This window comes from Maritimibacter sp. DP1N21-5, from assembly GCF_019218295.1.
Taxonomy (GTDB): Bacteria; Pseudomonadota; Alphaproteobacteria; order Rhodobacterales; family Rhodobacteraceae; genus Maritimibacter.
Genome location: NZ_JAHUZF010000006.1, coordinates 289,758 through 307,126 on the forward strand (window position 1 = coordinate 289,758; position 17,369 = coordinate 307,126).

The 17,369-nt window shown below is 64.0% G+C and carries 19 protein-coding genes; 9 read left to right on the forward strand and 10 right to left on the reverse strand.

Translation table 11 applies throughout. From position 1 onward, the window contains the following. Positions 1-72 precede the first annotated feature (72 nt). Positions 73-612, forward strand: a complete 540-nt coding sequence (locus tag KJP29_RS09030; protein ID WP_218463249.1) for a hypothetical protein — start codon at positions 73-75, stop codon at positions 610-612. A gap of 62 nt (positions 613-674) precedes the next feature. Here the strand turns inward: KJP29_RS09030 and KJP29_RS09035 are convergent, their stop codons facing one another. The 5 genes from KJP29_RS09035 to KJP29_RS09055 all read right to left on the reverse strand — a co-directional run bounded on the left by KJP29_RS09035 (position 675) and on the right by KJP29_RS09055 (position 6,242). Then, positions 675-1,790, reverse strand: coding sequence for an SPFH domain-containing protein (locus KJP29_RS09035; RefSeq protein ID WP_218463250.1), 1,116 nt, complete (start codon positions 1,788-1,790; stop codon positions 675-677). Positions 1,791-1,848: 58 nt separating this feature from the next. Next, positions 1,849-2,796, reverse strand: a complete 948-nt coding sequence (locus KJP29_RS09040; protein WP_218463251.1) for a DUF2927 domain-containing protein — start codon at positions 2,794-2,796, stop codon at positions 1,849-1,851. Between the two features lie 2 nt (positions 2,797-2,798). After that, positions 2,799-3,983: a toxic anion resistance protein gene (locus tag KJP29_RS09045; RefSeq protein ID WP_218463252.1), complete on the reverse strand. Its 1,185-nt coding sequence runs from the start codon at positions 3,981-3,983 to the stop codon at positions 2,799-2,801. A gap of 33 nt (positions 3,984-4,016) precedes the next feature. After that, positions 4,017-4,904: a 5-bromo-4-chloroindolyl phosphate hydrolysis family protein gene (locus KJP29_RS09050; RefSeq protein WP_218463253.1), complete on the reverse strand. Its 888-nt coding sequence runs from the start codon at positions 4,902-4,904 to the stop codon at positions 4,017-4,019. A gap of 210 nt (positions 4,905-5,114) precedes the next feature. Further along, complete coding sequence (locus tag KJP29_RS09055; protein WP_218463254.1) at positions 5,115-6,242, reverse strand: pseudouridine synthase; 1,128 nt, start codon at positions 6,240-6,242, stop codon at positions 5,115-5,117. A 63-nt stretch (positions 6,243-6,305) separates the two neighbouring features. On the opposite strand from KJP29_RS09055, the gene KJP29_RS09060 reads away from it, so the two are divergent. Continuing rightward, on the forward strand, positions 6,306-6,761 hold the full coding sequence (locus KJP29_RS09060; protein ID WP_218463255.1) for a nucleoside deaminase: 456 nt from the start codon (positions 6,306-6,308) through the stop codon (positions 6,759-6,761). Positions 6,762-6,764: 3 nt separating this feature from the next. Here the strand turns inward: KJP29_RS09060 and KJP29_RS09065 are convergent, their stop codons facing one another. Beyond that, positions 6,765-7,643, reverse strand: a complete 879-nt coding sequence (locus KJP29_RS09065) for a helix-turn-helix domain-containing protein (protein WP_255553518.1) — start codon at positions 7,641-7,643, stop codon at positions 6,765-6,767. Positions 7,644-7,711: 68 nt separating this feature from the next. Here KJP29_RS09065 and pobA point away from each other — a divergent pair, with 68 nt between their 5' ends. From pobA to KJP29_RS09085, 4 genes are all read left to right on the forward strand, one after another. After that, positions 7,712-8,893 (forward strand): 4-hydroxybenzoate 3-monooxygenase, encoded by a 1,182-nt coding sequence (gene pobA, locus KJP29_RS09070; RefSeq protein WP_218463256.1) that lies wholly within the window; start codon positions 7,712-7,714, stop codon positions 8,891-8,893. Between the two features lie 108 nt (positions 8,894-9,001). Further along, positions 9,002-9,409 (forward strand): universal stress protein, encoded by a 408-nt coding sequence (locus KJP29_RS09075; protein WP_218463257.1) that lies wholly within the window; start codon positions 9,002-9,004, stop codon positions 9,407-9,409. Between the two features lie 70 nt (positions 9,410-9,479). Continuing rightward, positions 9,480-9,878, forward strand: coding sequence for a zf-TFIIB domain-containing protein (locus KJP29_RS09080; protein WP_218463258.1), 399 nt, complete (start codon positions 9,480-9,482; stop codon positions 9,876-9,878). 62 nt (positions 9,879-9,940) lie between these two features. Beyond that, a complete protein-coding gene (locus KJP29_RS09085; RefSeq protein WP_218463259.1) occupies positions 9,941-10,258 on the forward strand; it encodes an antibiotic biosynthesis monooxygenase in 318 nt (105 codons plus the stop codon). Here KJP29_RS09085 and KJP29_RS09090 read toward each other — a convergent pair. Continuing rightward, entirely contained in the window at positions 10,200-11,135 is a 936-nt protein-coding gene (locus tag KJP29_RS09090) for a hypothetical protein (protein ID WP_218463260.1), read from the reverse strand. The two genes, KJP29_RS09085 and KJP29_RS09090, sit on opposite strands and share 59 nt — an antisense overlap. Before the next feature lie 122 nt (positions 11,136-11,257). Continuing rightward, on the reverse strand, positions 11,258-11,635 hold the full coding sequence (locus tag KJP29_RS09095; protein ID WP_218463261.1) for a hypothetical protein: 378 nt from the start codon (positions 11,633-11,635) through the stop codon (positions 11,258-11,260). Between the two features lie 172 nt (positions 11,636-11,807). On the opposite strand from KJP29_RS09095, the gene KJP29_RS09100 reads away from it, so the two are divergent. Beyond that, complete coding sequence (locus tag KJP29_RS09100; protein WP_218463262.1) at positions 11,808-12,089, forward strand: hypothetical protein; 282 nt, start codon at positions 11,808-11,810, stop codon at positions 12,087-12,089. Between the two features lie 215 nt (positions 12,090-12,304). On the opposite strand, the gene KJP29_RS09105 is transcribed toward KJP29_RS09100, so the two are convergent. After that, positions 12,305-13,270: a DUF2971 domain-containing protein gene (locus tag KJP29_RS09105; RefSeq protein ID WP_218463263.1), complete on the reverse strand. Its 966-nt coding sequence runs from the start codon at positions 13,268-13,270 to the stop codon at positions 12,305-12,307. Between the two features lie 7 nt (positions 13,271-13,277). After that, positions 13,278-15,440 (reverse strand): excinuclease ABC subunit UvrB, encoded by a 2,163-nt coding sequence (gene uvrB / locus KJP29_RS09110; RefSeq protein ID WP_305067326.1) that lies wholly within the window; start codon positions 15,438-15,440, stop codon positions 13,278-13,280. A 228-nt stretch (positions 15,441-15,668) separates the two neighbouring features. On the opposite strand from uvrB, the gene KJP29_RS09115 reads away from it, so the two are divergent. Beyond that, positions 15,669-16,178 (forward strand): toxin-activating lysine-acyltransferase, encoded by a 510-nt coding sequence (locus KJP29_RS09115; protein ID WP_218463264.1) that lies wholly within the window; start codon positions 15,669-15,671, stop codon positions 16,176-16,178. Then, positions 16,178-17,125, forward strand: a complete 948-nt coding sequence (locus KJP29_RS09120; RefSeq protein WP_218463265.1) for a Hint domain-containing protein — start codon at positions 16,178-16,180, stop codon at positions 17,123-17,125. The genes KJP29_RS09115 and KJP29_RS09120 overlap by 1 nt, the downstream gene beginning before the upstream one ends. Positions 17,126-17,369: the final 244 nt, after the last annotated feature.

The window sequence follows — 17,369 nt, forward strand, 5'->3', positions numbered from 1 at the left end:
TTGGTAGCATGGCAGTACTGGGCGCGGAACCCGCGGTCTTGTGCCGGCGCGAGGATCGGGCGAGGGTGGGCCATGCGACTTGCGCTCCTTCTGTCCTGCCTCGCGGTGCCCCTTCATGCGGGCGATGTATCCTACCGCTTCCTGTGGGAAGGATCGGGCGGCTATTCCATGCGCGGGGCCATGGCCTTTGACGAGGGCATGTTGGAGGCGCGGGCGGTGTTCGAGGGCGACCTGAGCTGTTTCGTGATCGAGGGCTACGAGAACGGCACGCCGATCGGGCGCTGGGCGCTGGGCATGTTGACCGAGGAAACGTCGTGGCAGGTGACGTTCCTTCCGAGGCGGGAGGAATTCGTCGTCTACGCCCCGGAGACGCCCGCGCCGCAGGCCTGGAACATGAACGGCATCGGCGACGATTGCGGGCCGGGCGGCTTCGGCTTCAACATCGGCAATCAGGCGCAGGACCTTTGCCTTGACGGGGAATGGGTCTGGGAAAGCCAGATCGACCCGGCGCGTCCGTTCCCCGTCGTGCGGGATGACGAGGTTGCGTTTCCGGCGGATGCTTGCCGGGGCGATCTGATGATGAGCGAGTTGCACGTGCAGCGCGTCGACTAGACCCATGCCAGCGCACGCGACGCCGGGCCCGGTGTCATTGCGCCAGCACTTGCTGCGCCCGGTCACACCCCCGGAGGTGGAGGCGGAGGCATCACGGTGAAAAGCGTCGCAAGCTCGGTGTCCTCGGCCGGAAGCCAGCCGTCCTGACCCGCGGTCCAAACCAGCGTGTCGCGTTTCACCTCGCCCGCGCCGGCCTTCTGTCCCATGGTCGCGCGCGAAAACGGCCCCTGCGTCGCGCCGCCGGAGGCGATGTGCCAGACCTTTTCGGTGGGCGGTGGGGGTGGCGCCGGGGGCGTGACCGCCGCAGCCGGAGCGGCCCCCCATGGACCCGTGGCACCGCCCATGCGCGCGCCGCTCATGGCCATGCCCATACCCATGCCAAGTCCCGCGCCCATGCCTTCGGACATCGCGCCGCCTTTGGACAACGCTTCCGCTGCCGACCACTGCATATGCGCGTCAAGGTTCCCGGCGAGCCCGCGCGAGGTGCGTTTGTCGAGCGCCTCTTCCACCGCCGGCGGCAGGGAGATGTTTTCGACATAGAACTCCGGGATCGACAGGCCGTAGTCGGCGACCACCTTTGTCAGCTCGGCTGCGACCATCTTGCCCAGCTCGTCCGTGTTCGCGGCCATGTCGAGCACCGGGATCCCGGACCCGGCAATGATGCGCGAGAAGGACTGGACGATCACGTTGCGGATCTGGAAGCTGATCTCGTCCGCCGTGAACTCGCCGTCGGTGCCCACGATCTCCAGCAGGAACTTGCCCGGATCCGTGACGCGCACAGCATAGGTCCCGAAGGCGCGCAGGCGCACGGGGCCGAACTCGGGGTCGCGGCAAATGATCGGGTTCTTGGTGCCCCATTTCAGGTCCGTGAAGCGTGTCGTATTGACGAAATAGACCTCGGACTTGAAGGGCGACTTGAATCCGTGATCCCAGTGCTGGAGCGAGGTCAGGATCGGCATGTTGTTGGTTTCGAGCATGTAGAGCCCGGGCGTGAAGACATCCGCCAGTTGCCCCTCATGTACGAAAACCGCTGCCTGACCTTCGCGGACCGTCAGCTTCGCGCCATACTTGATTTCGTGGCCTTCGCGTTCGAACCGCCAGACCATCGTGTCGCGGGTGTTGTCCGTCCAGTGGATGACGTCGATGAACTGCCCGCTCAGGAAATCCAGAATACCCATGTGTCCCTCCAATGTTGTCCGGCGCCGCACTTCGGCAGGCGCACGGTTCAGGCAGGCCTTAGGCCTCGCCCCCCATCAATTCCGCAGCGATCGTCTCGACAATAGGCCGCGCCTCGCCCTCCGTCATCCCCGGACGCAGGCGGCGGTCGTAGAGCATCTTGAGAAGGATCTCGTCGTGCCCGGTGAGGAAGCCGAATTCCTCGTCGTCATTGAAGATCGACGGGCGCGCGAGCGGGTAGTCGTTGGACAGACCCAGACCTTGCGTGACCTCTTCATGGATGCAGGAGGCCCGCAGCAGGTCCGGATGTTCGGCGCGGATGATGGCGACCGCCTGATCGTAGGTTCCATCCTGTTCGGGATCGGTGGCAAAGGCGAGGCAATAGGTCGATTCAGGCAAGTTGATCACTGTATTGAGCGCGGTGCGCGAAATGTTGGGCATGATCTGGCGAAGGCGGGGTTCAAGCGCCCGGCGTTCGGATTCGCTCACCACGAAGACGTGGAAGTTTCCGTTGCGCCCGGTCGAGATCGGATGACCCGACACCCGCGCGAGCCGCGAGGCAAAGGCGTTGAGCACGGCCGTATCGCGGGCCTGATCGTCGGAGGAAAGGCTGTTGCCGAACTCGATGGTCAGGCGCACGGGCTTGTCCCAGCGGTGCATCCGGCTCGCACTTTCGCGGGCGACCAACGTGCCGCCGGCATCGGCGTATTCTTCGTAGAAGGCGATGCGCAGGAAGTTCCGCACCACATCGCGCGAGGTGAAAGGCGCATCCGGCCCGCCGCCATCGGTGCGCAGGAGCCCCTGCTGCAAGAGGCCGTTCTGAAGACGTCCGTAGTAGTCGACAAGCTGGGGCGACAGGCCGCCCGCCGCAGGAACCGCCATAGCGACCTCCGCGGGGCGGCCCATGGGCACGGGCGAGGTCAGCACGGCCCCGCGTCCGCCGAGGTCGCACCCGGAAAGCAGCAGCGCCCCGACGAGGGCCGGGGCCAAGGCTAGGTAGGTCTTCAAAACTAAACGGCGCTCCCGATGTTCGCTCCCGAAGCGGTATCACGTGCCTTGGCAGCGGCAAGCGTCTCTTTCAGCTCGGATTCCATTTTGACCAATTCCTGCTCAGCCGCCGCCCGTTTCGTCTTGCCTTCGTCGGCAATGGCGAGGCTTTCCTGAATGGTGGCGATCAGATCGGCGTTCGCGGCCTTGATCGCCTCGATATCGAACACGCCGCGCTCCATTTCCTGCCGCACGACGGCATTCGCTTCCCGCAGGTTCTTGGCGTTCGATGTGAGGAGTTCGTTGGTGAGGTCATTCGCCTCCTTCACGGCGCCCGCCGCCTCGGCCGAGCGCTGGATCGTCACCGCCTGCGCGAGCTGCGTTTCCCACAGGGGCACCGTGTTCACGAGGGTCGAGTTGATCTTGGTGACCAGCGACTTGTCGTTCTCCTGCACCAACCTGATCGAGGGCAGGGACTGCATCGTCACCTGCCGTGTGAGCTTGAGATCATGGACCCGGCGTTCGAGATCGTCGCGCGCGGCCCGCAGGTCGCGCAGCTCCTGCGCGATCTTCACGCCTTCCTCCTCGGGCGCGGCCTTCACCTCGGCTTCCTTCGCCGGAATGTCGGTGGCGTCAAGCTCGGCGATCCTGGCCTCGCCCGCCGCAATATAGAGGGCGAGCTCGTCATAGAACGCGAGGGTCTTGTCATAAAGGATGTCGAGCGACTTGATGTCCTTCAGAAGCGTGTGCTCGTGCCGGAGAAGCTCGTCGGTCACCTTGTCGATCTGGCCCTGCACCGTCTCGTAACGGGCCGCGAATTTGGCTGCCGGGGCCATCTTGCCGGTGATCTTTTCCCAGAACGACCGCTTGCGGCGCATGTCGAGTTCGCTGACGGAAAAGCCGCGGATCGTGGTGACGATATCGCGAAGGCTGTCGCCTGCGGGGCCCACGTCCTTGTTGCGCACGCCGGTCAGCATCTCCTGGCTGATCGTCTGCAATTCCGCCTGCGCGCCCGAGCCGAATTCGATGATCGACTGGGTGTTGCCCATGTCGATTTCGTCCATCCGTTTGCGGATCTCGGCGCCCTGGGTCGCGTCTGCTTGAGCCAAGGGAACGAGGTCGGTCGAGGGCTCTCGCAGCACGACTGCGGTCACTTCGTTCACTTCGGTCGCCTCGACGGCCGCGTCCTTGTATGTCTTGTCGTCCATGTCCTGTCCCCTGTCTGTCCCTGTCGTGTTCCGCTATCCACGCCCGGCCACAACGCCTTCGCGCGCCAGCCGTTCCCGAAGAACCTCGATCTCGACGTTGAGATCGTCCTGATCTGCGGTAAGCATCTTCTGTGTCCGTGCCGTGAAATTCCGTTCGAGATCGTCGAGCAGCGCGAAGTAGTCCGACTTCGCCGCCGGGTCGCGCGACCGGACGTAGATGTCGGCGAACTTGGCCGTCGCGTCGCGAGCGCCCATCAGATAGACGGTCAGGTATTTCCGCGCGCCCGAAAGGTCGCGGGGGTCGTCCTCGATGGTGCGGAACATGTTGCGGGCGGTAACGAGGAAACTGTCGACCCGCGCCTCCGCCTCGCGGTCGCGTGCCCGGACCACGGCGTCCTTCATCGCGCCCAGCAGTTTTTCCGCCTCTCCCACGGCGCGGGCGACACGGTCGGTCTGAAACTCGTCTACACCCTCGAGGCCCTTGTTCTTCATCGGGTCCGGCCCGAAGGCCATGACATGAAGTGCTGCGCCGAGCACCGCGAAAATCACCGCGTTCACAGGACCTGAGGCGAGCCCCGCGAGCCCCAGCCCCGCGCCCGTCAGAAGGCTCCCCGCGATCTTGCGCGGAAAGGCTGGCCGGCGGGCGATCTTGCGCGCGTCATAGGCTTCCTGCGCGATCACGCCTTCCCGTGTCAGCCAGGCCGCCAGAATGAGCGTGCCGAAGGCCACCAGCCGCAGGGCGAGCCCGGCAGGGTCGAGAAAAAAGGCCGACACGGCGAGGGGCAGAGGGGCGAGGAACAGGAAATTCACCCGTCCACCGGCCCGCGCTCGCACCTGGCCATCGAAGGCAGGGCGGGGCGGGTGGTTCGTCTGCGGACCATCCCCGTCAGGAGAGTATTTGCCGCCGTATCGCCCGGCCATCAGCCGCCTCCCGTGATCGCGACATAAAGAATGAGCGCGACGAGCAGGAAATAGCTCAGACGCTGCAGCGCAGATCCGGACAAGCGGCACCCCCTTTGTGACCAAAGTGCTGTCTTGAGAAAGATATAGGCCGGATAGGCCGGGGCGCAAAGGCCTTGGCCGGGAAGACGTGGGGAAAGCCGCGCTTCGCCGCCGATCAGGCGGCGGCGTTCAGCGTTTCGGACCGGGTTTCGATCCGGGCTTCGGACCGGGTCTGCCGCCCGGGCCACCAGGTTTGCCACCCGGTCGGCCGCCGGGCCGCCCCGAACTGCGCCCGTTCGGCCCGGCGGCGGGCTTGCCGCGCGAAGAACTGGCCGGACGTTCACCCGCACCACCCTTGCCGGCGGGGCCTTTGTCTTGCGGGCCTTTGCCGGCCGGATCCTTGCCGGGGCCTCTTCTCTCGCGCGTGGTGCCTTCGCCGAAGCTATCTCGCGCCGCGAAGGGCCGCCTCCCGCCCGGCTTCCCGCCCGGCTTGCCCAGACCCTTGGCCCCGGGTTTCCGGCTTCGTTCGACGGTGCGCTTGGGCGCCTCGTCCGGCTCGGCGCTCAAGCCGAGCTGATCGCGCAGCACCCGTGCCTTGACCTCTTCCACCGCGCCGGGCTTCAACTCGCCCAGCCGGAACGGGCCATAGGAGATGCGGATCAGACGGTTCACGTTCAGGCCGACAGCCTCCATCGCGCGCCGGATTTCGCGGTTCTTGCCCTCGCGCAGGCCCACGGTGAGCCAGGCGTTCGCGCCCTGCTGGCGGTCGATCGTGACGCTCATCTCCTGGAACCGTTCGCCGTCCACGGTGACGCCCTTGCGCAGAGGCTCGAGCGTGGCATCGTCCGGTCGCCCGTTCACCCGGACACGATACTTGCGCACCCATCCGGTCGAAGGCAGTTCCAGCTTGCGCTTCACCTCGCCGTCGTTCGTGAGGAGCAGGAGCCCCTCGGAATTGAGGTCGAGCCGACCCACGCTCATCACGCGCGGCATGTCTTCGGGCAGCTTGTCGAAGACCGTGTCGCGTCCCTTTTCATCGCGCGCGCTCGTCACCAGACCCAAGGGTTTGTGATAGAGCCAAAGCCGCGCAGGCTCGGCCTCGGCCAGTGGCGCACCGTCCACCTCGATCTTGTCCTTCTGGGTCACGTTCAGCGCGGGGCTGTCGATCACCTTGCCGTTCACCGCGACGCGGCCCTCGGCGATCATCTTCTCGGCGTCGCGGCGCGAGGCGACACCCGCGCGGGCGAGCACCTTGGCGATGCGGTCGCCGTCAGGTGACTTGGGAGATTTGGGGGCGGACTTGGGTGTATCGCTCATGCTTCCCCGGATAGGCTCCGCCCTTTCGCTTGTCCAGCAGGCAAAACCGGGTCACATGGGGACATGACCGCCTTCCGCTCATATATGGACGAGGCGCTGGCCGAAGCCCGCGCGGCCGCCGCGCGTGGCGAAGTGCCGGTGGGGGCCGTGCTCGTGTCGCCTGCGGGTGCCGTGGTCGCGCGTGCGGGCAACCGAACGCGTGAGTTGAATGACCCCACCGCCCATGCCGAAACGCTGGTCATCCGCGCGGCCTGTGCCGCGTCGGGGTCGGAGCGTCTGCCGCACCATGACCTTTACGTGACGCTCGAGCCTTGCCCGATGTGCGCGGCCGTCATTTCCTTCGCCCGGATCCGCCGCCTCTACTACGGCGCAGCCGACCCGAAATCGGGCGGCACCGCCCACGGTGCGCGCGTCTTCAGCCATCCGCAGTGCCACCACGTGCCGGAAATCTATGATGGCCTCGCCGCGCGCGAAGCCGAAGCGCTGCTCAAGGATTTCTTTGCCGCGCGCCGCGGGTAGGCGTCATGTCACCCCGTGCTGGGTGCGAAAGCCGCTGGGAGACAGCCCGGTGGCGCGGGTGAAGACGCGCGAGAAATATCCGGGGTCCTGATAGCCCAAGGCATAGGCGACCTGCGCCACGGTGAGGTTGGAATAGGCGAGGTGCCGGCGGGCCTCACGAATGAGCCGGTCGAGGATCGCGGCCGAAGCAGGCGCGCCGGTGGCAGCGCGCATCACGCGCGACAGATGCGTCGGAGTCACGCCAAGCGCATCGGCATAGGTCGCTACCGGCCAGTGGTCCGCGAAATGCATCTCGATCAGCGTTTCGAACCGCCGTTGCAACGGGCTGTCGCTCGGTGTCCGGGGCTCGGTCGCGGCGATGGCCCGCGCGGTCAGCCCGGCCAGCAGCGCGGTTTCCGAACGCAGCACATGCGCGCGGGCGAAGTGCCGCCCTTCGTATTCCGCGAAGAGCCGCAGGATGGTGTCCCTGATCTGCGTGTCCGAGGGTAGCACGGTCGGCCTTGCCAGCAGCGGCCGCAGGCCTTCGCCTTGCGCCAGGCCCATCTCGAGCACTTCGGTCGGCACCGTCACTACCCAGCCTGCGGTCCCGGCGCGAAACCGGTAGGAATGCACGCAGCCCGTCGGGATATTCACGATCATTCCGTCCATGAGCGCGATCTGCCGGTCGTCGAGTGACGCCCGCCCGCCGCCGGTGTCGATCAGCAGGAACTGGTGCAGCCGGCCATGGCGATGCGGCGAATACTCCCAGTCATGCTTGACGGAACGGGCGGCGATGGTCTCGCAGTGGACCACGTCGGGCAGGTCGGCATCTTCGCCGAAAAGGTTGAAGCTCTCGATCGCGCGCATGTTCGATCCGTACATGGAATTGGCCGCTCGGTCCATTCCTCCCGCGCCCGCTTCCATGGATGATCGTCGGCCACAGGAACGTGCATCGTGAACGGGAGGAAACCATGACCACGAGCAAGACACAGGTCGCCATCATCGGCGGTGGGCCGTCGGGGCTCATGCTGAGCCAGCTTCTGCACCTCAAGGGGATCGAAACGGTCGTGCTCGAGCGTCAGACGCGGGACTACGTGCTGGGCCGCATCCGAGCCGGCGTGCTTGAGCACGGCTTCGTCGAGCTCATGCGCGAGGCGCGGTGCGGCGAACGGATGGACCGGGAAGGCGAGATCCACGAAGGCTTCTCCATCTCCGATCGCGGCACGATGCACCGGATCGACCTCGAGGGGCTGACCGGCGGGCAGACCGTCATGGTCTACGGCCAGACCGAACTGACCCGTGATCTCTACGACGCCCGCGAAAAGATGGGCGGCATCGTCATCCACGAGGCCGAGGACGTTCAGCCCCACGACATGACCACCGACGCCCCCTATGTGACCTATACCAAGGCCGGCGAAACGCATCGCATCGACTGCGACTTCATCATCGGGGCCGACGGGTTCCACGGGGTCAGCCGCAAGTCGATCCCGGCGGACCAGATCCGCGAATACGAGAAGGTCTATCCCTTCGGCTGGCTCGGGATCCTCTCCGAAACCAAGCCCGCGCATGACGAGCTGATCTATGCGCGCTCCGACCGGGGGTTTGCGCTCTGCTCGCTGCGGTCGCAGGTGCTGAGCCGCTACTACGTTCAGGTTCCCCTGACCGACACGGTCGAGAACTGGTCGGATGACCGCTTCTGGGACGAGTTGAAGGCGCGTCTTCCCGAGGATGTGGCCGCGCGGCTGGAAACCGGGCCCTCCATCGAGAAGTCCATCGCGCCGCTCCGCAGCTTTGTGGCCGAACCGATGCGCTACGGGAACATGTTCCTTGCCGGCGACGCGGCGCATATCGTGCCGCCGACCGGCGCCAAGGGGCTCAATTCGGCGGCCTCTGACATCTACTATCTCTACCACGCCATGCTCTCGCATTACGAGAACGGCGACGACAGCGGGCTCGATGCCTATTCCGACACCGCGCTCCGCCGGGTCTGGAAGGCGCAGCGCTTCAGCTGGTGGATGACCTCGATGCTGCACGTGTTCCCCGATCACCCGGAATTCGATCAGAAGCTTCAGTCCATCGAACTGGACTACTTCCTGTCGTCGGAAGCCGCGCGCACCTCGCTGGCCGAGAACTACGTCGGACTTCCGTTCTGATCCTCGGGGGTCGACCCCGGTCCCGAAAATCGCGGCGGCTTGACCTAGGTCATGCCGCCGCAGTCCGTTTACGGTCTAGTGTTGTTGAACACTAAAAGGAGCACGAACATGTACAAGAACATTCTCGTTCCCATCGCCTTCGATGAGACACGCGATTCGCGGGCGGCCCTCGAGATCGCGCGCGCGATTTCCGAGGAGGGCGCGACGGTCACGGCACTGCATGTGGTCGAGGAAATCCCTTCCTACGTCGCCCAATACCTGCCGGAGGGGCAGCATCAGCACAATCTTGACGATCTTCAGGCCGCTCTGGCCGAAAAGGTGAACGGCGACAACGGCATCATCGTGAAGGTGATCGAAGGCCACGCCGGGCATTCCATCGTCGAATATGCAGCGAAGAACGGTGTGGACTGCATCGTGATTGCCTCGCACCGCCCGGGGTTTCAGGATTATTTCCTGGGCTCTACGGCGGCGCGTGTCGTCCGGCATGCGGGCTGTGCGGTGCACGTCGTCCGCTAGGACGGCGCGGGTCCGCGTTGGGGAGGGGCTGGCGCGAACCGTCGGTCTTGCGAGGCAGGGCGGGCCCGGTGTGGCCCGCCCTTTCCTTTGCCCCGGCGATCCCCATATTCGGGTCATGATCTGTCCGAACTGTTCCGAAGAAATGGTCCACCTCACCCGCCACGGCGTGACGCTTGACCGATGTGGCGCCTGCGGTGGCGTGTGGCTCGACCATGGCGAACTCGACGCCATCGCGAGCGCCCTGCAAAGCCCCGTGGTGCTGGGCGATCCCGAACCCGTTGTGGTGAACCGCATCGTCCGGGAGGCGCCGCAACGGGACGCCGCGCATATCGCGCGCCCCGGTCGTGGCAAGCGATGGCCGGAGGAGAGTGGCGCGAAGCGGGCGAAACCTTCGAAACGGGCCTATCCCAAGGACAAACGCCGCAGGAAGAACCGGATCAAGGACATCCTCGAAGAGATCTTCGATTGAGTTTGTCCTTTCGCGTGGGGGTGTTAGGCTCGTCTCATGAGGCCAGCCACCGGGAGGATGCCATGCCCACGATCGAGAAAGCCGCCGACCGTCAGACCGTCATCACGACCTTCGAGACCAGTCCCGGAAATTGCGACGATCTGCTCGACCTGCTGACCGATGCCTATGAAGCCTTCATCTCGAAGCAACCCGGGTTCATCGCGGCCGGCCTTCACGTGAACGATGCCCAGACAAGGATCGCGAATTATTCGCAATGGGAGAAGCGGCAGGATTTTCAGGCCATGCTGCGCTCGGACGAGATGCGGCGCCGAAACCGCGAGATCAACCAGCTGTGCCGGACGTTCGAGCCGGTGATGTACGACGTGGCCGCGACCTTCTGAGACCCATTGCCAGGCGGCCCCGGGCGCTGGGCTGGGGCAGGGCGGCGAAGTGCGGCATGGACCGACGCTGGCGCAGCAGCCGGGCGAGCCGCTCGCGACGCATGGCTTCGATACTGGCGGCGGGATCGGTCGCGCCCTGCGGACCCTGATCCCACAGGTGGCGCGACGGGAGCCCGGACCGTGGCGACAGGGTCAGCCCCAGCCGCCATCTTTCGCGCAGGGTGCTCAGGATCCAGGAGGCGCAGAAGGCCCAGACTCCGACGCTTTCGTCCCAGAAGATGAGGTTGTTCTCCGCGACGAAGGGCCCGAAGGGGGCCGGGGCATTGTTCTTGATCCCCGAGAGCACCATGACCATGCAGCCCGCCGCGAAGATGATCCGCCCCATCCAGAGGTGAAACCTCCGGTCCGCCTCGCGGCGGGATTGCGGGGCGAAGACCAGAAAGCAGCTCATCGACATCATGAGATAAAGCATGAGTGCCGCGCCGTAGTGAAAGACCGGCGCAAGGGTCAGGCCGAGCATCTTCTGGCTGAGGGTGTCGACCTGCTGGCTTTCGTTCGGGAAGAAGGCGACCCCGATCGCGGCGAGCCCGGCGAGCCGTGCGATGCGGTCGGGGGGCAGCAGGCGGCCGCGTGGCGGCTCCCATCGTTTGTGCACGGCCAGAAAGACCCCCATTGCGCAGAGGCCGCCAACCAGCAGATCGCGCTGGGTCGTGTGGAAGTAGTCCGAGATCGTGGGCTGCAGATGTCCGTCGGCGATGCGTCCGGCCAGCGCAAGCACCAGTGGCAGGAAAATGCCAAGGCCCCCGAGGAAGAGGCGCAGTCGGTCAAATGCAGCGGCACCTTCCCGGTCGAGTGATTGGTTTCTGACCCGGTCCATGATGGCGCAAGAATTGGCAACGCCTCAAGATTACGCCCGGGGGCTACAGAAGCAAGCGCAGGGAGAGGAGCAAACGGTATGGATTCCCGTAGGTTGTGCAACTTTCGAGCCGAAAAAGGGGCTCAACCCTCGGGATAGGCGACCCGGCACTGCTGGCTGGCCCGGGCGGTGGCGGCCCGGAGCGCCGGAAGCCGCGACTCCAGCGCGGCGATCTGGCGTCGCTGGTCGCCCACGTCGATGGCGACCGGGCGTTCGACGCGTTCCCATTCCGTCTTCGGGCATCCGTAGGGGTCGCCCTGCTTGTCATAGCAGACCCCGATATAGGTCACCCGTTCCTGCGTTTTGTGAATGGCATAACCGCGCGCGACGTTCCCGCGCAGGGTGCCAAGCTGCCGCTCGGCGGCCTTCAGATCGGACGAGGCATTGTAGATGCACATGTCCTGTTCCGAACAGGCGGCGAGGAGCAGGACAAGTGAGCCAAGGGCGAAGAGCGGTTTCATGGGGCAAGGGAAGCAGGTTCCACCGGGGCTGTCCAGCGCAGCTTGGGCCCTCCCGGTTAACATCGCGTGAAGGCCCGCAGGCCGGCAGGGACTCGCCCCACACGGAACAATCGCGCCGGGTCACGAATTGGTGGGGGGAACACATGGTTTCAGACACTTGGAAGGAACGGATATGAACAAGGGAACCGGAATTGTCATCGGCCTCGTCGCCATCATCGCCATCGCCTTCGGGATCTACATGGTGGATTTCGACGTCACCGAGGACGGCGCCCTGCCTGACGTGGACGTGAGCGTGAACGGCGGCGAGATGCCCGAGGTCGACGCGGAGGTCGGCGAGATCGAGGTTGGCTCGGAGACCGAGGAAGTCACCGTGCCGGACGTCGACATCGACACCGAACAGGCCGAGGTGGAAGTCCCTACGGTGGACGTGACCCCGCCGGACGACGACTCGTAATCGTTTGATTTGAAGGTGCAGAACTTGGCCCCCGTCGCGCTTGCGGCGGGGGTTTTGGTTTATGGATGGGGCGGGACGGGGGGGTGAGAGCGTACGGCAGCCCGACGTCATTGACGTCACGCTGAACGCAATAGAGATGAATCAATAGTTCTGGATCTTGCAAGGCACCTGTCAATTTGCGCGAAGTCTGCGTTGACGCGATATTAATTGTCAGGTCATTTGCGAAATGGAATGCTTGATGTCATCAATTTCGGTATCAGTTCCTCGCGCTTCAATTTAGTAAGCATGGTCTTGGCGGCATGTTCATTGAGTGGGGAGCTAACTCGAGGCCCGATAATTATTGCCTCAACTGTCTCGTTGATGTTCAAGCCAAGGCTTGGCTCTCCTTTGCGGCCTTCTACCGTTAACTTCATTTTTGGCTCGGGGCCGGTGGGGCCATGGTGGTAGTCGATTAGACTCCTGAATGAACCATTCTCATCGTTCAGCGGAAAATAAGCAAGCCTCCACTCACGTTCTTCTGCAAAGCCACCGTGTTTAGTGAATACCGCTGAAAGAACAACACGACGGAAGAATGCGTGAGCGAGGCCAGAGAAATTGTCCATAGTAATCTCTTCGGACGACACAATCTCGGCAAGTTGCCAAACCTTGTTTCTTATCGCCCCATGCCTTTCTTGGTTCGACATGTAGCTCACCTCGGAGAGAATGAATGGAGATTTTGCGGCTAGTTCAATTTTAGCAGTATCAAAAACAATCGCAGCTCCATCGCCAAAGTCGCCGTAGCCCCGCCACATAGAGAGTTTTCCGTCAGGAAAATCTCGTTGATCATGTTCGGAGAAACACGCCACAAAGAGGTCTTTGACCTCCGTTGTTCCGTATAAATTGTAAAGCGAGTTTATTTCATTGATGAAGGCTGCGTAAACATCATAGTTTAAGAATGCTCGACGTAGAGAGCGGCTTTGCGATAATTGATTTACTGCGGCGTGAATGCCGAATTGGACCTCTTGGTGGTCATTCATGTTGAGCGGGTTCGACAGCCATAACTGTCGATTCAACAGGAAGCTTTCGACCACTTGCATGGTTGTGTAGTGAGCAAGTAGTGGACGTGAGTTCGTAATGTCACGATTGTCGGTTAGATCGTCTGAGAGAAGTCCCCAAATTCTAAAGTACTGATCCGCTTCCATCTCGTTGCTACCTTTTTCCCCCACGCCCAGCCCTCATCCCCGGCTTCCCGGCCGTAGACCGTCCGCGCACGGCCTTCTCGCCTGCCGCTTCCACCGCCGCCTGACGCGCCATGGGGTCGTCGGCCACGGCCAAATCCACCGCTTCCAGCCGCTTCACCTCGTCCCGCAGCCGCGCGGCTTCCTCGAACTCCAGGTTCTCGGCGGCCTTGCGCATCTGGGCCTTCAGCGCGTCGAGATGCGAGGCCAGGTTGCCGCCGACGTTCGTCTTGTCCACCGTCGCCGTCACGCGGCTCATGTCGGTGTCGCCGGCGTAGAGCCCCGCGAGCACGTCCTCGACGTTCTTTTTCACCGTCTGGGGCGTGATCCCGTGCTCCTCGTTATAGGCCATCTGGCGGGCGCGGCGACGGTCCGTCTCGGCCAGCGCGCGCTCCATCGAGCCGGTGATCCGGTCGGCATACATGATGACCCGGCCATCGGCGTTCCGTGCGGCCCGGCCGATCGTCTGGATGAGCGAGGTTTCAGAGCGCAGGAAGCCCTCCTTGTCCGCGTCGAGGATCGCGACCAGCCCACATTCGGGGATGTCCAAGCCTTCGCGCAGGAGGTTGATCCCGATCAGCACGTCGAAGGCGCCCAGACGCAGGTCGCGCAGGATCTCGATCCGTTCGATGGTGTCGATGTCGGAGTGCATGTAGCGCACGCGGATGCCCTGTTCGTGCATGTATTCGGTGAGGTCTTCGGCCATGCGCTTGGTCAGCGTCGTGACCAGCGTGCGATACCCGGCCTGCGCGACGCGGCGCACCTCGTCCAGAAGGTCGTCCACCTGCTTCTCGACCGGGCGGATTTCGACCATCGGGTCGAGCAGACCCGTGGGGCGGATGACCTGTTCGGTAAAGACGCCGCCGGTGCGCTCAAGCTCCCAATTCCCCGGCGTGGCCGAGACGAAGACGGACTGCGGGCGCATGGCGTCCCATTCCTCGAATTTGAGCGGGCGGTTGTCCATGCAGGAGGGCAGGCGGAAGCCGTGTTCCGCGAGCGTGAACTTGCGCCGATAGTCGCCGCGATACATGCCGCCGATCTGGGGCACGCTGACGTGGCTTTCGTCGGCAAAGACGATGGCGTTGTCGGGGATATATTCAAAGAGCGTGGGCGGGGGTTCCCCGATGCCACGGCCCGTGAGGTAGCGGGAGTAGTTCTCGATCCCGTTGCAGAACCCGGCGGCCTCCAGCATCTCGAGATCAAAGCGGGTGCGTTGTTCGAGGCGCTGTGCTTCGAGCAGTTTGCCCTCCTTCTCGAACTCGGCCAAGCGCAGGGTGAGTTCCTTCTTGATGCCTTCGATGGCCTGGCGCAGCGTGGGCGTGGGGGTCACATAGTGGGAATTCGCGTAGACGCGGACCTTGTCGAGCGTATCGGTCCTGGCGCCGGTCAGCGTGTCGAATTCGGTGATCGCCTCAAGCTCCTCGCCAAAGAACGACAGCCGCCAGCCGCGGTCTTCGAGGTGGGAGGGCCAGATTTCGAGGGAGTCGCCGCGCACCCGGAAGCTGCCGCGGGCAAAGGCGTTGTCGTTGCGTTTATACTGCTGGGCGACAAGTTCCTTCATCACCTGCCGCTGGTCGTAGTCCTTGCCCACCTCGAGGTCGAGCGTCATGGCGACATAGGTCTCGGGCGACCCGATGCCGTAGATGCAGGACACCGAGGCGACGATGATCACGTCGTCGCGTTCGAGAAGCGCCCTCGTGGCCGAGTGGCGCATCCGGTCGATCTGTTCGTTGATCTGGCTTTCCTTCTCGATGAAGGTGTCGGTCCGCGCGACATAGGCTTCGGGCTGGTAGTAGTCGTAGTAGGACACGAAGTATTCGACCGCGTTGTCCGGGAAGAACCCCTTGAACTCGCCATAAAGCTGGGCCGCGAGCGTCTTGTTCGGGGCAAGGATGATCGCGGGGCGCTGGGTCTCCTCGATGATCTTGGCCATGGTGTAGGTCTTGCCGGTGCCGGTCGCGCCCAGAAGCACCTGGTCCTGCTCGCCGTCCATGATCCCGGCGGACAGTTCCGCGATGGCGGTCGGCTGGTCGCCGGCGGGCTGGAAGCTCGTGTTCATCACGAACCGCCTGCCACCTTCGAGCTTGGGCTTCGCAGGGATCGGGTTCATCAGGGGGGCGGCGATATCGGACATGGGCGGCAGACTCCTTACCTGGGCAGAGTTGTGCCCTTTTTGTTCGTGTTCAAGGGCTATGAGACAGGATCGCACCAGGTTCCTGACAGGAGCCGTCAGCAGGCTGAAACGCGGCCTTCCCGCATCATATGGCGAAATCCCGAGGGTCGATCGCCCGCAAACCGGGGCTGTGCATTGACAGGTGCCTGAACGGACGTTTCAGTTCATCAAAAAGAAGAGGCAGAGCAGATGCCGAATACAACAAACATCCCCGCGGGCCAGCCCGCGAACGGAGGCGTGCGTCCGAGCGATGACCATCTGATGGCGCTGGGCAAGCTCACCTTCCTCGCGGCCTTTTGCCCGCTGCACAAGACCTATCCCGGCTCGGCGCTGGCGTCGCTGTTCTTTCCGGCGATCAACCACGGCTGCGTCCGGTTCTTCGAGGACGACAACGGCGCGACGGCGGCGGCGCTGATCTGGGCGCGCCTGTCCGACGAGGTGAGCGAGCGGATGCTTTTTCAGGAGATCCCGCCGGACCAGTCGGAATGGGTCTCGGGCACGAACCTGTGGTTCATGGATTTGATCGCCCCCTTCGGTCACGGACCCGAAGTCGCCCGGCACATCGCCCGCAATCCGCCCGAGGGCCGTTTCTTCTTCGCCCGGCTCGGCAAGGGCGGGCGCCTGCGCAAGATCGTCGAGGGCGACGCGAGCAGGGGCAGGCGGGGCCTCGTACAGTCCCATCTGGTGGGAGCGCACTGATGGGCACGCCGATCGCACAAACCGGCAGCGTGACCGAGGATCAGGGCGTCGCAGGCGGGTTTCTGACCGCCTCCGGCGACGCGAATTACACCTTGGGCATCAACGACACCGGACAGTGGACCGCCGGGACTCAGACCGGGACCTATGGCACGCTGACGATCAACTCGAACGGGGTCTGGACCTATAGCGCCAGCAACGACCAGCCTACCATACAAGCGCTGAACTCGGGCCAGAGCCTGCAGGAGGTCTTCACGATCACCTCGCAGCGCGGGTCGACCACGGTGACGATCACGATCAACGGTGCCGACGAGCCCCCCTGTTTCACGCGCGGCACGCTGATCGAAACGCCCCATGGGCCGCGGCGGGTCGAGGATCTGCGGGTGGGGGACGAGGTTCTGACTCTGGACGACGGGCCACAAAGGCTGCGCTGGATCGGTTCGCGCCGGCTCTCGCTCGACCATGCCGCACCCGATGACCCATTGCGCCCGGTGCGTATCCGCGCCGATGCGATCGCACCCGGGGTGCCGTCCCGGGACATGCTGGTCTCGCCCATGCACCGCGTCTTGCTGGGCGGCAGGCAGGCGCAGCTCTTTCTCGGGTTGGACGAAGTGCTGGCGGCGGCGCGTCATCTGGTGAACGGCGAAACCATCCACACCGACGCCGGGTCCGAGGTCGAATATTTCCACCTTCTTTTCGACCGGCACCAGATCCTTATCTCGATGAACCTGCGAAGCGAAAGCTTCTACCCCGGGGGTGTCGGGCTTCATGGGTTCGGCGACCAGACCCGTGACGAGGTGCTGACGCTCTTCCCCGAGCTTCGCACGCTCGACGGTGCCTACGGCCACACTGCCCGCCAGGTGCTGAAGTCGCATGAGGCAGAACTGTTCCGGCGTGACCTTCTGCCGCCGCCGATCCTGACCGAACGCCTGCGCGCCCGCGTGGCGTGACGGAGCTTCACGCTGTTGCAGGGGCGCGCGCGGGGGTAGGGGAACCATACCGGCACGAATGGACAATACCGCTCCCTCTGGAAAGACGGTATGCTTCGGCGACTTCTCCGGCCTTCGGCCGATGATGCAAGCCTTCGACGAACCGGCTTGATGCGCGGGGCGAGCAAAGGGTTTTTGAACCTCCTGACCAAACCTTAACAAGTGATTACTACTTAAGGTAGAATTATCGCAATTTTGTGCTCTG